The sequence below is a fragment of the Ectopseudomonas chengduensis genome (assembly GCF_900102635.1).
Taxonomy (GTDB): Bacteria; Pseudomonadota; Gammaproteobacteria; order Pseudomonadales; family Pseudomonadaceae; genus Aquipseudomonas; species Aquipseudomonas chengduensis.
The window spans coordinates 142157-157287 of sequence record NZ_FMZQ01000009.1 but is presented as its reverse complement, the minus strand read 5'-3'; the positions used below and the strand labels follow the sequence as shown (position 1 = coordinate 157287).

The 15131-nt window shown below is 63.4% G+C and carries 12 protein-coding genes; 7 read left to right on the top strand and 5 right to left on the bottom strand.

The genetic code is table 11. The annotated features are described in order from the left end of the window. Window positions 1-91: 91 nt before the first annotated feature. Both BLS08_RS15600 and BLS08_RS15590 read right to left on the bottom strand, forming a co-directional pair. Window positions 92-1396 carry a CitMHS family transporter gene (locus BLS08_RS15600; protein WP_017677734.1) on the bottom strand — a complete coding sequence of 435 codons (1305 nt, stop codon included), beginning with the start codon at window positions 1394-1396 and terminating at the stop codon, window positions 92-94. A 513-nt stretch (window positions 1397-1909) separates the two neighbouring features. Beyond that, window positions 1910-2413: a MarR family winged helix-turn-helix transcriptional regulator gene (locus BLS08_RS15590; RefSeq protein WP_017677736.1), complete on the bottom strand. Its 504-nt coding sequence runs from the start codon at window positions 2411-2413 to the stop codon at window positions 1910-1912. Between the two features lie 85 nt (window positions 2414-2498). On the opposite strand from BLS08_RS15590, the gene BLS08_RS15585 reads away from it, so the two are divergent. Together BLS08_RS15585 and BLS08_RS15580 are read left to right on the top strand one after the other, a co-directional pair. Next, the gene (locus BLS08_RS15585; RefSeq protein WP_017677737.1) at window positions 2499-3401 is read left to right on the top strand and encodes a DMT family transporter; all 903 of its coding nucleotides are present in this window, start codon (window positions 2499-2501) and stop codon (window positions 3399-3401) included. Further along, window positions 3398-4573 (top strand): cyanate transporter, encoded by a 1176-nt coding sequence (locus BLS08_RS15580; RefSeq protein WP_017677738.1) that lies wholly within the window; start codon window positions 3398-3400, stop codon window positions 4571-4573. The genes BLS08_RS15585 and BLS08_RS15580 overlap by 4 nt, the downstream gene beginning before the upstream one ends. 225 nt (window positions 4574-4798) lie before the next feature. On the opposite strand, the gene fadD1 is transcribed toward BLS08_RS15580, so the two are convergent. Then, on the bottom strand, window positions 4799-6487 hold the full coding sequence (fadD1, locus tag BLS08_RS15575; RefSeq protein ID WP_017677739.1) for a long-chain-fatty-acid--CoA ligase FadD1: 1689 nt from the start codon (window positions 6485-6487) through the stop codon (window positions 4799-4801). 391 nt (window positions 6488-6878) lie between these two features. Further along, window positions 6879-8567: a long-chain-fatty-acid--CoA ligase FadD2 gene (fadD2, locus tag BLS08_RS15570; RefSeq protein WP_017677740.1), complete on the bottom strand. Its 1689-nt coding sequence runs from the start codon at window positions 8565-8567 to the stop codon at window positions 6879-6881. 232 nt (window positions 8568-8799) lie between these two features. Between fadD2 and BLS08_RS15565 the strand changes: the two genes are divergently transcribed. The 5 genes from BLS08_RS15565 (at window position 8800) to codA (ending at window position 14165) form a co-directional block, all read left to right on the top strand. Then, the gene (locus BLS08_RS15565; RefSeq protein WP_017677741.1) at window positions 8800-9750 is read left to right on the top strand and encodes an alpha/beta hydrolase; all 951 of its coding nucleotides are present in this window, start codon (window positions 8800-8802) and stop codon (window positions 9748-9750) included. Continuing rightward, window positions 9747-10217, top strand: coding sequence for a MaoC family dehydratase (locus BLS08_RS15560; protein WP_017677742.1), 471 nt, complete (start codon window positions 9747-9749; stop codon window positions 10215-10217). The genes BLS08_RS15565 and BLS08_RS15560 overlap by 4 nt, the downstream gene beginning before the upstream one ends. Window positions 10218-10426: 209 nt before the next feature. Continuing rightward, on the top strand, window positions 10427-11698 hold the full coding sequence (codB, locus tag BLS08_RS15555; RefSeq protein ID WP_017677743.1) for a cytosine permease: 1272 nt from the start codon (window positions 10427-10429) through the stop codon (window positions 11696-11698). After that, on the top strand, window positions 11695-12918 hold the full coding sequence (locus BLS08_RS15550; protein ID WP_017677744.1) for a PucR family transcriptional regulator: 1224 nt from the start codon (window positions 11695-11697) through the stop codon (window positions 12916-12918). The genes codB and BLS08_RS15550 overlap by 4 nt, the downstream gene beginning before the upstream one ends. An 11-nt stretch (window positions 12919-12929) precedes the next feature. Beyond that, entirely contained in the window at window positions 12930-14165 is a 1236-nt protein-coding gene (gene codA, locus BLS08_RS15545; RefSeq protein ID WP_017677745.1) for a cytosine deaminase, read from the top strand. Between the two features lie 107 nt (window positions 14166-14272). Here codA and BLS08_RS15540 read toward each other — a convergent pair whose 3' ends face one another. Continuing rightward, window positions 14273-15124 (bottom strand): efflux RND transporter periplasmic adaptor subunit, encoded by an 852-nt coding sequence (locus tag BLS08_RS15540; protein ID WP_017677746.1) that lies wholly within the window; start codon window positions 15122-15124, stop codon window positions 14273-14275. Between the last annotated feature and the right edge of the window lie 7 nt (window positions 15125-15131).

Sequence of the window (15131 nt, the reverse complement as noted above, 5' to 3'; positions counted from 1 at the left end):
CCGAATCAGGTGATGCATGCGCGTCTGCGGCTCTGCTGGCAGCGTCGACCTTGCAGAGCCGGAGCGTCGCGCGGACACCGCAGCGGCTCGATCAGCCGCTGATAAAGGGGAACACGCCCAGCAGCAAGGCCGCCGCCAGGATGACCATGCACACCATCACCGCCCATTTGAGGGTGAAGCGTTGCAGGTCGCCAAATTCGATCTTGGCCAGGCCGATCAGCAGATAAGTCGAGGGCACTAGCGGGCTGAGCAGGTGCACCGGCTGCCCCACGATCGAGGCGCGCGCCATTTCCACGGCACTGATGCCGTAGCTGGACGCGGCCTGGTTCAGCACCGGCAGGATGCCGTAGTAAAAAGCGTCGTTGGACATGAAGAAGGTGAACGGCATGCTCACCAATGCCGTGATCACTGCCAGGTAGGGGCCGAACGCGTCAGGGATGACCGCCAGCAGGCTCTTGGACATGGCCTCGACCATGCCGGTGCCGCTGAGGATGCCGGTGAAGATACCGGCCGCGAAGATCAGCCCGACTACCGCCAGTACGTTGCCGGCATGGGCGGCGATGCGCTCCTTCTGCTGCTGCAGGCAGGGGTAGTTGATGATCATGGCGATGCTGAAGGCGATCATGAACAGCACCGGCATCGGCAGCAGACCGGCGATCAGGGTGGTCATCAGCACCACGGTGAGGATGGCGTTGATCCACAACAGTTTCGGCCGACGCGCCTCGGGAAACTGCGACACGCTGATGTCGTCTTGGGTGACGTGGTCGTCCGGCAGGTGCAGCACGCCCAGGCGTTTGCGCTCGCGCAGGCCGTAGAGATACGCGACACCAAACAGCGCTAGGGCGCCGACAATCATGCCCGGAATCATCGGCACGAAGACGTCCGATGGGTCGACGTGCAAGGCACTGGCGGCACGTGCGGTCGGGCCGCCCCAGGGGGTCATGTTCATGATGCCACCGGCCATGATGATCAGCCCGGCCATGATGGTCGGGCTCATCTTCAGGCGGCTGTAAAGCGGCAGCATGGCGCCGACGCAGATCATGTAGGTGGTCGAACCATCGCCATCGAGGGAGACGATCAGCGCCAGGGCCACGGTGCCGACCGCGACCTTCAGCGGGTCGCCCTTGACCAGTTTGAGGATCAGCCGCACGGGCGGATCGAACAGCCCGGAGTCGATCATGATGGCGAAGTAGAGGATGGCAAACATCAACATCACGCCAGTGGGCGCGAGCTTGCTGATGCCTTCGAGCATCATCGGGCCGATCTGGTTGGCGAAGCCACCAATCAGCGCGAACAGAATGGGGATGATGATCAGGGCGATCAGCGCCGACAGGCGTTTGCTCATGATCAGGTACATGAAAGTCGAGACCATGGCGAAGCCAAGGAATGTGAGCATGGAGATTCTCCGGACGGAATTCGGCTGGGGCTTGGAGACGATCAGCGAGGGTTACGCAACGAACGAACGGAGAGAAGGAACGCGAGGCCTGTCAGGGGCATGGATGTATACCGTTTTGTTCTTGTTGGTAATGGTCGGCCGCCAAGGCGGTCACGACGCTGTGGCAGGTCTGCGCCTGCCATGGGCAAGAACATAGGCGTGGAAGCTTTCTGGCAGCTTTCATCACGAAGCTGTCATATAAAAATTCATATTTGATGATTCTCATGCGTCACGTGGGCATGTGCGGAGATGACGCTCCTCTCATCCACCTAGCGACGGGAACGCGACGCGTCGTCCGCCCTACGGGTGGGAGGAGCTTCAGCCGCGAGTTTTTCAACTATGGATGGCCACGTCGCGGCTAAAGCCTCTCCCACGCACATGACGTTCCTGCCAGTCACTGCCTAAGCGCTGGCGCCATTAAGCCTGGCGCGCCAGCAACCATTCTTGAGCGTGGGAACTGCCAACAAGCCGCGATCACACCCCATCCCGTACAGCCAGCCCCGCCAACAACTTGCCATGCAATTCATGCAACGTCCGCTGCTCGGCAGCGGTCAATCCCGAGAGCACGCGCTGCAGGTTGGCCACATGGGCTTCGAGAATGCCGTCGATCAATTCGAAGCCGGCCGAGGTCAGTGCCACCAGCACGCCACGGCGGTCGCTGGGGTGTTTGCGCCGCTCGATCAGCCCGGCCTTTTCCAGGCGGTCGATGCGGCTGGTCATGCCGCCCGAGGAAATCATCGCGCTCTCGTACAACGCCGTGGGCATCAGTGCATAGGGCTCACCCGAGCGGAGCAAGGTCGCGAGCAGGTCGAACTCCCCGGCCTGCAAGCCGTGCTCGGTGAAGAACGGCAGCAGGTGATCACGCGTGATCACCTGGCTGAGCTCGCCCAGACGGCCAATCACCGCCATGGAAAAACCGTCCAGATCTGGCCGCTGTCGAAGCCACTGTTCGGCAGCCAATTGTGCGCGGTCTTGCATATCGCCCTCGATTTATCTTGATATCAAGATACTTTTCAAAAAGAATGTTTGCATCGTAACGCATCCACCCTCAGGAGACAGCTGCATGCCCGGCTCCCAATTTCGTCCCGTTCTCGCCTTGTCACTATTACTGACCATCGGCGCTCTGATGGGACTGACCAGCATCCTGGTCAAACTGGCCGGCAACGTCGGCTGGCCGGCCATGGCCTACCTGCTCTGGAGCTTGCTGGGCGGCGGTTTGCTGCTGTTGCTGTTCACTTGGATACGCGGCGAGCGCCCCGGCATCAGCCCCGGGTTGCTGGGTTATTACCTGGCCTCGGGGCTGCTCAGCATCGCGGTGCCGAATGGTTTGCTGTTCAGCTCGATTGGCCATGTCGGCGCCGGCTTCGCCTCGATGTGCCTGGCCTTCCCACCCTTGATCACCTACCTGCTGGCACTGGCCTTGCGCATGGAAGGACTGAGCCGTATTCGTCTGCTGGGCATCTGCATTGGTCTGGCGGGCAGCCTGTTGCTGGCCCTAGGCAAGCTCAACGCCGGCGACAGCCCCCTGCTGTGGGTGCTGGCGGCGCTCTGCGTGCCGGTGTTTCTGGCGTTCGGCAACATCTACCGTGCCCGCTACTGGCCGGTTGGTGCCAGCCCGCTGTCCCTGGCGCCCGGCATGCTGCTCGGCGGTGCGCTGCTGCTGGTGCCGCTTGGCCTGTTCGGTGTCGACCTCGCACCACGTCTCGAAAACAGCACGGCAGTGGGCCTGCTGGCCCTGCAGATGCTGCTGTTCGCGGCCGTTTATGCGCTGTTCTTCGTCCTGCAGAACCTGGCTGGCACGGTGTTTCTCAGCCAGATTGGCTCGGTGGCGGCGATCACCGGCGCCGCCATCGCCATCGGCCTGCTCGGCGAACAGGGCAGCCTGAGCATGCTGCTGGCAGCGCTGTGCATCGTCGGCGGCGTCCTGCTGGTGGCCTGGCGCGGTGCGAAGGAGTCACAAGCATGAAGCGCCAGATCTTGCTGCTCATCGCCATCGTCCTGCTCGGCCTGAACCTGCGTCCGGTGCTGGCTGCCATCGGACCGTTGCTCGACCATATCCAGCTCGACACCGGCCTGGATCATGTCGGTGCCAGCCTGCTGACTAGCCTGCCGGTGGTGATCATGGGCCTTGGCGCTCTGGCCGCCGGCCTGCTGCGCCAGCGCCTCGGCGAGCGCAACGGGATTCTCTTCGGCGTACTGCTGATCGCCCTCGCCTGCCTGCTGCGCGGCGTGCTGCCGGACTCCAGTACCTTGATCGCCACTGCCTTGCTGGCTGGCGCCGGGATCGCCTTCGTCCAGGCACTGCTGCCGGGCTTGATCAAGTCGCGCTTCCCCACTGACAGCGGCCGCCTGATCGGTTTCTACAGTTGCGCGATCATGGGTGGCGCGGCCTTCGGCGCGGCGCTGACGCCCTGGTTGGCGCACTCGATAGGCTGGTCGTGGGCGCTCGCGAGCTGGACACTACCTGCTCTGCTCGCTGCCGCATTCTGGTACCGCGCCGCGCCTGCGCAGGCAGTCGCAACGTCGAGCGAGCTGCCGCGCCTGGATGTCTGGCGCTCACCAAGGGCCTGGCTGTTGATGAGCTTCTTCGGCATCGGCACCGCCGGCTACACGCTGGTGCTGGCCTGGTTGCCGCCTTACTACACCTCACTGGGTTGGAGCGCGCAGGCCAGCGGCCTGCTGCTGGCTGCGCTGACGCTTTGCGAAGTGGTCGCGGGCCTGCTGGCATCGAGCCTGCTGCCACGCTACCCGGATAGACGTGTGTTACTGGCGGTGGTCTTGCTGGCGCTGCTGGCCGGGCTGCTTGGCCTGATGCTGGCACCGCTGCAACTGGTGGTGCCGATCTGCATGCTGCTGGGCGTGGGCATCGGCGCGCTGTTCCCGCTTTCGCTGGTGGTGGCCCAGGATCACCTGGATGACCCACGCCAGACTGGCGACCTGCTGGCCTTCGTGCAGGGCGGCGGCTACCTGATCGCCGCCACAGCGCCGCTGCTGGCTGGACTGCTACGCCAGTACACCGATGACCTGCGCCTGAGCTGGATGGCGATGGCCGCTGCCACGCTTGTGTTGATGCTCATGGCGTCGCGCTTTACCCCTGACAGTGGACAGTTCCGAACCCGCCCTCTTCGCGTCGCGTAGGGCGGACTCAGGAGCGAAGCGAACAGTCCGCCGAGCCATGCCACACCAGGCACCACGCCATTCCAGCGAAACTCTGGCGGCGTACTGCTTCGCGACGACTGCATGGATGCAGGAGGTAGAGCGACGCAGGAAGCCAAAGCCGAGTACGCCCTAGCGGCCCTACCATCCAGGTCGCCAGGCAATAAAAAACCCGCCGTAGCGGGTTTTCGTTTCAGCAGGCTCGAATCACTTCTTGCCCAGCTTCTTCAGCTCTTCGTCGCGCAGTTCGCGACGCAGGATCTTGCCGACATTGGTGGTCGGCAGCATGTCGCGGAACTCGACGGCCTTGGGTACCTTGTAGCCGGTGAGGTTGGCGCGCATGTGCTCCATCACCTGCTCCTTGGTCACACTCTCGCCTGGTTTGACCACGACGAACACTTTGATCGCCTCGCCGGATTTTTCGTCCGGAATACCGATGGCGGCACACTGCAGCACGCCCGGCAGGGTTGCCAGCACGTCTTCCAGTTCGTTCGGGTAGACGTTGAAGCCGGACACCAGAATCATGTCCTTCTTGCGGTCGACGATACGCAGGTAGCCGTCTTCCTGGATCAGACCGATGTCGCCGGTCTTCAGCCAGCCTTCGGCGTCGAGGATTTCGTCGGTGGCTTCCTGGCGTTGCCAGTAGCCCTTCATCACCTGCGGGCCTTTCACGCACAGCTCGCCGATCTCGCCGATCGCCAGTTCCTGACCGTCGTCGTTGACGATCTTGCACAGGGTCGAGGGCACCGGAATGCCGATGGTGCCGAGCTGGATGGCGCTGAACGGGTTGACCGTGGCCACCGGGCTGGTCTCGGTCATGCCGAAGCCTTCGCAGATGGCGCAGCCAGTGACTTCCTTCCAGCGCTCGGCGGTAGCCAGTTGCAGGGCCATGCCGCCGGAGACGGTGAGCTTGAGGCTGGAGAAGTCCAGCTTGCGGAAGTCCTCGTTGTTGCACAGGGCAACGAACAGGGTATTGAGGCCGACGAAACCGGTGAAGCGGTACTTGGCCAGGTCCTTGACCACCGCCGGCAGGTCGCGCGGGTTGGTCAGCAGGATGTTGTGGCCACCGATCAGCATCATCGCCATGCAGTGAAAGGTGAAGGCGTAGATGTGATAAAGCGGCAGCGGCGCGATCAGCACCTCGCAACCTTCATTGAGGTTGGCGCCCATCAGTGCCTTGACCTGCAGCATGTTGGCCACCAGGTTGCGATGAGTGAGCATCGCGCCCTTGGCTACGCCAGTGGTGCCGCCGGTGTACTGCAGCACGGCGATGTCATCGTTGCTCGGAGTGGCCTCGGCAAAACTCTGACCACGGCCCTTGGCCAGGGCGTCGTTGAGTTTGACCGCCTTGGGCAGGTTGTAGGCCGGCACCATCTTCTTCACGTGCTTGATCACGGCATTGACCAGCAGACGCTTGAAGGTCGGCAGCATGTCGCCAACTTCGGTGACGATCACGGTTTTGACACCGGTCTTGGGCACGACCTGTTCGGCCAGGTGGGCCATGTTGGCCAGGCAGATCAGCGCCTTGGCGCCGGAGTCGTTGAACTGGTGCTCCATTTCCCGCGCGGTGTACAGCGGGTTGGTGTTGACCACCACCAGGCCGGCGCGCATGGCACCAAATACCACGATGGGGTACTGCAGGACGTTGGGCAGTTGTACGGCGATGCGGTCGCCAGGCTTGAGATCGGTGTGCTTCTGCAGGTAGGCGGCGAAGTCACCGGAGAGCTTGTAGATCTCGCCGTAGGTGAGCGTCTTGCCCAGGTTGCTGAAAGCAGGCTTGTCGGCGAAGCGTTGGCAGGACTCTTTCAATACCGCGAGGATGTTCGGGTACTGATCGGGATTGATTTCGGCAGCAACCCCAACGGGATACTTGTCCTTCCAGAAGTTTTCGGTCATGGAAGCCCACTCCTAAGCAACAGCTGATCTTCACCGCGCGACGGCGGTTGTTTGTTGTGTGTATAGCTCGCTTTCCCGCTGGCCCAGGGCCCGGAAGCGCGCCGAGAGTAGCAGCTTTGCCAGAGGCCGACCAGCACCAAACATGGCCTTGAGAGTCGCAAAAGTGACCAAAAAAGACCGCAAAGTCACAGGCCATCCTTGTCTTAGTTACCCCGCGAAAAGCCTCTAGCTCGCATATTGCAGCGCGTAGAGCCTAGCTCGTCTCTGCCGGTGATGCAGCACTGGGCTGCATGAAACACGCGAAGGTAGTTACCAAATCACAACAATTGGACTGCCCGAGGACAGTTGAGGCGGGAAAGCCCCTCCCCCTGCAGTGGGGAGGGGCTTTGGGTCAGGCGATGTCGCGCAGCTCGCGACGCAGGATCTTACCGACCGGGGTCATCGGCAGCGAGTCCTTGAACACGATGTGCTTGGGCACCTTGTAGCCGGTGAAGTTTTCCTTGCAATAGGCCTTGAGCTCCTCGACGGTGACGCCGCCATCACGCGGCACCACAAACAGCTTGACCACCTCGCCGGACTTCTCGTCCGGCACGCCGATGGCCGCGCAGCTGGCGACTTTCGGGTGGGCCATGACCACGTCCTCGATCTCGTTGGGGTACACGTTGAAGCCGGAGACGATGATCATGTCCTTCTTGCGGTCGACGATACGCACGAAGCCGTCCGGGTCGATCACCGCGATGTCGCCGGTCTTGAACCAGCCCTCGGCGTCGAGCACTTCGGCGGTCGCTTCCTCACGCTGCCAGTAGCCCTTCATCACCTGCGGCCCCTTGATGCACAGCTCGCCGCGCTCGCCCAGCGGCATCTCGTTGCCGTCGTCGTCGATCACTTTGAACGCCGTGCCCGGCACCGGAATGCCGACAGTGCCCAGGCGCGCCTTGTCGCCATAGGGGTTGGTACTGGCCACCGGCGAGGTTTCGGTCAGGCCGTAACCTTCCACCACGGTGCAGCCGGTCATCTGCTGCCAACGCTCGGCGGTGGCCTTGACCAGCGCCGTACCGCCGGAGTTGGTGACCTTGAGGTTGGAGAAGTCGAGGTTCTTGAACTCGGGGTGATCCATCAGCGCGACGAACAGGGTGTTCAGACCCAGCAGCGCAGAAAATTTCCACTTGCCCAGCTCCTTGACGAAGCCGGGGATGTCGCGCGGATTGGTGATCAACACGTTCTGGTTGCCGTTGACCATCATGCACATGCAGTTCGCGGTGAAGGCATAGATGTGGTAAAGCGGCAGCGGCGCGATCATGATCTCCTGCCCCTGCTTCATCAGCGGCGTGCCGTCATCACCGAGCTGCGCCAGGCAGGCGTCCACCTGCAGCATGTTGGCCACCAGGTTGCCGTGGGTGAGCATGGCGCCCTTGGCCACGCCGGTGGTACCGCCGGTGTATTGCAGCACGGCGATATCGTCGTGACCGACCTTGACCGGCGCCAGCGTCTGGCCGTGGCCCTGCTTGAGCACCTGCTTGAAGGCAATGGCCTGGGGCAGATGGTAGTCGGGCACCATCTTCTTGACCTTCTTCACCACGGTGTTGACCAGCCAGCCCTTGAGACTCGGCAGCATGTCGCCCATCTTGGCTTCGATCAGGTACTCGATCTCGGTATCCGGCAGCACTTCCTGCACCAGCTTGCCGAACATGTTCAGGTACACCAGCGCTCTCACCCCGGCATCCTTGAACTGGTGGCGCATCTCGCGCGCGGTGTACAGCGGGTTGGTGTTGACCACGATCAGCCCTGCGCGCATGGCGCCGAACACGGCGATGGGATACTGCAGCACGTTGGGCATCTGCACCGCGATACGATCGCCCGGCTTCAGGTCGGTGTGCTTCTGCAGGTAGGCGGCGAAGGTCGCGGAGAGACGATCCAGCTCGGCATAGGTCAGCGTCACGCCGAGATTGCTGAAGGCCGGACGGTCGGCGAAACGTTTGCATGAGCGCTCGAATACTTCGATCACCGACTTGTAGCTGGACAGGTCGATATCGTTAGGCACGCCGGGAGCGCGCTTGTCGTTCCAGAAATCAGGTTGCATTGTTCTTGTCCTCTTCCCCTGAAGTGATCTGGCCCGCAGTGCGGGACTGCCCGGAAAGTAGCAGTTCAGAGCGGCGCCGCAAATAGCTCGAAGGCGTCATTGATGGGCTGAATTTCCCAATAAATGTAGTGATTCGTAACCGATCTTTGCGGCTCGATGGAAATTCGACTGTGCTTTGCGTGATGACGGCCAAGGTGCACAATGCCGCCAACTCCCGGCACAAGGATTCGCCATGCGCCACGACGCCTTCGTTATCAACGCCAGCGATGGCACGCCATTGCAGGTCAATCACTGGTACGGCGACGAGCCGCCACGCGCGGCGGTCATGCTGGCCCATGGTATGGCCGAGCACAGCCTGCGCTACGCACGCCTGGCTGAAGCCCTGGTCGCGGCAGGCTTCGCGCTCTACGCGCTGGATCAGCGCGGCCATGGCGCTACCGCCGAACGCGGCACCCTTGGCCACTACGCCGATGAAGACGGCTGGAGCAAGGTGGTCGGCGACCTGTCCACCCTCAACCACCACATTCGCCAGCAGCACCCGCATACGCCAATCTTCCTGTTCGGCCACAGCATGGGCAGCTACATCGGTATGGCCTATCTGCTGGGCCATAGCTGCAGCCTGCAGGGCGCCGTGCTGTCGGGCTCCAATTACCAGCCCGTGGCGCTGTACAAGGCCGCCAGACTGATCGCCGGCTTCGAGCGCTGGCGCCTGGGCCCCAAAGGGCGCAGCAAGGTCATCGATTTTCTCTCCTTCGGCTCGTTCAACAAGGCTTTCAAGCCCAACCGTACGGCCTTCGACTGGCTCAGCCGCGACCCGGCGGAAGTGGACAAATACGTGACCGATCCGCTGTGCGGTTTCGTCTGCACCACGCAGTTGTGGTGCGACCTGCTCGATGGCCTGCAGCACATCACCCCGCCCAGCAACCTGGCGCAGATCGATGCCGACTTGCCGCTGCTGGTGATCGGCGGCTCGCGCGATCCGGTCAGCGACGGCAAGCGCCTGAGTGATCTGGCTGGCGCCCTGCGCGAGGCCGGCGTGCGCGACGTGCAACTGAAGATTTATCCCGAGGCCCGTCATGAGCTGCTCAACGAGAGCAATCGCGACGAGGTCACCGCCCACCTGATCGACTGGCTGCAGCAGGCGCTGAGCCATGGTCGAAGCCCAATCAAGGAGTGTCCATGACCCAGGTAACCAATATCCCCTACGAAGCCCTCGAAATTGGCCAGCAGGCGAGCTTCGAAAAGCAGGTCGAAGAACGCGACGTGCAACTGTTCGCTGCGGTATCCGGCGACAACAACCCGGTACACCTGGACGCCGCCTTCGCCGCCGAGACCATGTTCAAGGAGCGCATCGCCCATGGCATGTTCACCGGTGCGCTGATCAGTGCCGCCATTGCCTGCCGCCTGCCTGGCCCGGGCACCATCTACCTTGGCCAACAGCTCAAGTTCACCCGCCCGGTAAAACTCGGCGATACCCTTACCGTGAAGCTGGAAGTACTGGAAAAACTGCCGAAGAACCGCGTGCGTATCGCCACCCGCGTGTTCAACCAGGACGGCAAGCAAGTGGTCGATGGCGAAGCCGAAGTGCTCGCCCCGGCCAGCGAGCAGACCGTAACGATGCCACCGATGCCGCAGGTCACCGTCAACTGAATCGCCACACACTGGTGCGCGACCGCTGCGTCGCGCACCACTTTTGTTCTACACTCACAAACCTTGAGCGACCTGGCGCCGTATAAGTGCGTTTCCTTGTGCGTTTCGCACAAAACCCTTTGACTACCTTACCAAGCAGCCCGCTGCGCTGCTTTCTGGCACGCCCCCTGCTATCGCCAAGGCTTCACACCCTCACCGGAGCCAGGTCCATGAGCAACGCCACCCCCGATAGCGATTACCCCCTGAGCGAGGTGCCCAACGGCGCGCGCAAGGGGCTGTTCTCCACCGCCATCCTGTTGTTCGGTTTCACCTTCTTCACCGCCACCATGTTCGCTGGCGGCAAGATCGGTATGGCCTTCGACTTCACCACCCTGCTCTGGGCTGCAGTGATCGGTAACCTGCTACTCGGTCTGTATGCTGCCGTACTGGGTCTGATCGCCTGCCGCAGTGGGCTGAACTCGGTACTGATGGGCCGTTTCTGCTTCGGCGAGGTGGGCAGCAAGCTGTCCGACATGCTTCTTGGCTTCACCCAGATCGGCTGGTACGCCTGGGGCACGGCGACCATCGCCATCGTCCTGGTGAAGATTCTCGGCCTGCCCGAAGGCCTGACCATCCCGCTGATGGTGCTGTTCGGCTTCGGTTTCTGCCTCACCGCCTTCGTCGGCTACAAGGGCCTGGATCTGCTCTCGCGCGTCGCCGTGCCGGCCATGCTGGTGCTGCTGGTGGCTTCGCTGTGGATCGCCACCCGTGATATCGGCGGCCTCGCTGGCCTGCTCGCGGTGGAACCGTCCGAGAGCATGAGCCTGAGCGTGGCCATCACCCTGGTCTTCGGCACCTTCGTCAGCGGCGCCACCCAGGCCACCAACTGGACGCGCTTCGCCAAGAGCGGCCGCGTCGCGGTGCTGGCCAGCCTGTTCGGCTTCTTCATCGGCAATGGCCTGATGATCGTCGCCGGTGCCTATGGCGCCATCGTCTACCAGCAACCGGACGTGGTCGAAGTGCTGGTGCTGCAGGGCCTGTCCATGGCTGCCGTGATCATGCTGTTCCTCAACCTGTGGACCACCCAGGACAACACCATCTACAACTTCGCAGCAGCCGGCTGCAACCTGCTGCGCACTGGCAAGCGCAAGACCGTGACCCTGGTCGGCGCCGGCATCGGCACCCTGCTGGCCATCGGCGGCATGTACGAGATGCTGATCCCCTTCCTGATTCTGCTCGGTTCTATCATCCCGCCAATTGGCGGTGTGATCATGGCTGACTTCTTCTACGGCCACCGCGCGCGCTACCCGATACTGGCCGATGTGCGCCTGCCCGCATTCAACTGGGTCGGCCTGGGCGCCTACCTGATCGGTGCGCTGAGCGCCTACTTCTCGCCCTGGGTCGCGCCGCTGGTGGGCATCGCCGTGGCTGCCCTGGCCTACGTGGTGCTGTTCGAGGCGAACAAGGCCCTGGCCAGCCGCCAGCAGGTCGCTGGCGCGTGAGCCTGACCGTCGCTGACGTGCTCGCTCTGCCCGGTCTGGCCAGCATGCACCTGCGTGCTGGCCAGGCCGGACGCGACAATGCCGTGCGCTGGCCCTACGTGGCGGAGAACGAAGGCATCGCCGACTGGGTGATGGGTGGCGAGCTGATCTTCATCACCGGCATCAACCACCCGCGCGACGAAGCCAACCTGCTGCGCCTGGTGCGTGAGGGTCATGAGCGCGTCGTCGCCGGCATGGTCATCCTTACCGGCGCCGAGTTCATCCAGGCCATCCCGCCCAGCGTCATCGCCGAAGCCGAGCGCCTGAACCTGCCACTGATCGAGCAGCCCTACGCGCTGAAGATGGTGGTGGTCACCCAGGCCATCGGCACCGCGCTGGTGCAGGCGCAGCAGCTCGGCCGCTCGCGCCAGCATGTGCTGGAGCAGGTGCTCGACGGTGACTACCAGTCGCTCGACGTTTTGCTGCAACGCGGCGACAGCCTGGGCCTGGCGCTGCACGTACCGCGTCAAGTGGCGCTGTTGCGTCTCGACGGCAGCGAGCAACTGTTCGGCGACTTGCCTGATGAAGACGCCGAGCGCCAGTTGCAGAGCCGTCAGCAACTGCTGCAACGGCGCCTGGAACAGAGCCTCGGCGAACTCGGCAATGCCTTGCCACTGGTCAGTCAGGGCCGCCACTGGATCGCCCTGCTGCCCTGCCCTGACGGCCAGGCCGAAGCCCGTAATCGCCAGGCCATGACTGCGCTGCTCGACGAACTGCGCCCGCAGCTTGGCCCGCTACGTCTGTTCCTCGGTCTGGGCAGCGCCGGCTGCGAGGCGCAACGTTTCGCCCAGGGTCTGGGTGAGGCGCGTCAGGCCCTGGCTGTGGCGCAGCGCTTTCCCGAGCGCCTGGGTCTGTGCAGTTTCAATGAACTGGGCGTGCTGGAGCTGCTCGGTGCGATCCGCGACCGCAGCCTGCTCGATCGCTTCGTCGAACGTGTGCTCGGCGCGCTGATCGGCGACGACTCGCGCCACCAACCGGTGCTGATGCCGACGCTGGAGGCCTGGTTCGCCGAGAACGGTAACCTGGCCCTGGCCGCGCAACGCCTCAACGTCCACCGCAATACCCTGAGCTACCGTTTACAACGCATCGAAGCGCTGACCGGCTGCTCGTTCGAAGATCCGCACGACCGCCTGAACATCAGCGTTGCGCTGTTGATCCGGCGCCTGTCGTCGCCTGCCTGAGAGGAAACCTGATGATCATCCACAATGCCCGCCTGCGCGGCCGCGACGGCCTGCATCGCATCACCCTGGACGATGAGCGCATCGCCGTCATCGAGGCCCAGCACGCCCTGCACCCCATCGCCGAGGGCGACCTGGACGCAGCCGGCAATCTCGTGGTGCCACCCTTTGTCGAGCCGCACATCCACCTCGATGCCACGCTCACAGCCGGCGAGCCGGCCTGGAACATGAGCGGCACGCTGTTCGAGGGCATCGAGCGCTGGGCCGAGCGCAAGGCGCTGGTCACCCATGAAGACACCAAGACGCGCGCCAAGAAGACCATCGACATGTTGGTCGACCATGGCATCCAGCACGTGCGCACCCACGTCGACGTCACCGACCCGACCCTGGCCGCGCTCAAGGCCATGCTCGAAGTGCGCGAGGAAACCCGCCACCTGATCGACCTGCAGATCGTCGCCTTCCCGCAGGAGGGCATCGAGTCCTATGCCAATGGTCGCGCACTGATGGAGCAGGCCATCGAGCTGGGCGCCGACGTGGTCGGCGGCATCCCGCACTTCGAGAACACCCGTGACCAGGGCGTGGCGTCGATCAAGTTCCTCATGGACCTGGCCGAACGCAGCGGCTGCCTGGTGGACGTGCACTGCGACGAGACCGACGACCCGCAGTCGCGCTTTCTCGAGGTGCTGGCCGAGGAAGCTCGCGTGCGAGGCATGGGCGCGCGCGTCACCGCCAGCCACACCACCGCCATGGGCTCTTACGACAACGCCTACTGCTCCAAGCTGTTCCGCCTGCTGAAGATGAGCGGCATCAGCTTCATCTCCTGCCCCACCGAGAGCATCCACCTGCAAGGCCGCTTCGACACCTACCCGAAACGCCGCGGCCTGACCCGCGTGGCGGAGATCGACCGCGCCGGCATGAACGTCTGCTTCGGCCAGGATTCCATCGTCGATCCCTGGTACCCGCTGGGCAACGGCAACATCCTGCGCATCCTCGAAGCCGGCCTGCACATCTGCCACATGCTTGGCTACGAAGACCTCAAGCGCAGCCTGGATCTGATCACCGACAACTCGGCGCGGGCGCTGAACCTGGGTGAAGGGTATGGGTTGGAAGTGGGTCGCCCGGCCAACCTGCTGATCCTGTCGGCGCCGGACGATTACGAGATGGTGCGCAGCCAGGGCCACGCGCTGGTGTCAGTGCGCCATGGCAAGGTGCTGATGCGCCGCACGCCGGCACAGATCGAGCGCGCCTGACACAATGTGTAGGAGCCCCGCCCCGGGGCGAATAGTGGGTTCAACTCATTATCGACGTTGCCTGAGCCATTCGCCGCGAGGCGCGGCTCCTACCAGTCAGAACCGCCCTACTCCACCCTTACACTGGCAGTCATGCCAGCACTCAGCACCAAACCCTCGGGTACCTCATCCAACCTGATCCGTACCGGAATACGCTGCGCCAGGCGCACCCAGTTGAAGGTCGGCTCGACATCGGCCAGCAACTGCCCGTCCGGGCTGGCGTTGCGGTCGGTGATGCCGCGGCTGATGCTGTCCACCTCGCCGCGAATCTGCTGATCCCCGCCCATCAACCAGACCTCCACCGGCGCGCCGACCTGAATGCGCGGCAGCTTGGTCTCCTCGAAATACGCCTGTACGTAGAACGACTGGGTATCGACCAGCGCCATCACCGCCTGCCCGGCATTCACGTAGTTGCCCTGCGCCAGCACCAGGTTGGTAATCTGCCCATCGCGCGGGGCATGCACTTCGCTGCGCGCCAGATTCAGCTCGGCCACACGTAGATCGGCCTGCGCCTCGCGGTATTCGCTGCGCGCCATCTCGGCATTGATCTGCGCGTTTTCCAGCAGCTCGGCGCTGATTGCTTGGGCACCCAGGCGCGAGCGGCGCGAAGCCTCGTGCTCGCGCAGGCTCAACTGCTGGCGGCGAATGTCCACCACCGCCTTGGCCTTCTCCACCGCCGCTTGATAGCGGTCGCGGTCGATGCTCATCAGCAGATCACCTGCCTTGACCTGCTGGTTGTCGCGCACCTTGAGCTCGACCACCCAGCCGGACACGTCCGGGGCGATGGTCACTACGTCGGCGCGCACGCGGGCGTCGCGCGTCCAGGGCGAGTACATATAGTGCTGCCAGATCCAGGAGCCGGCGAAGATCGCCGCCACCACCATGGCCAGGGTGATGCCGACTCGAATGGTCGAACGCATGCTTTCT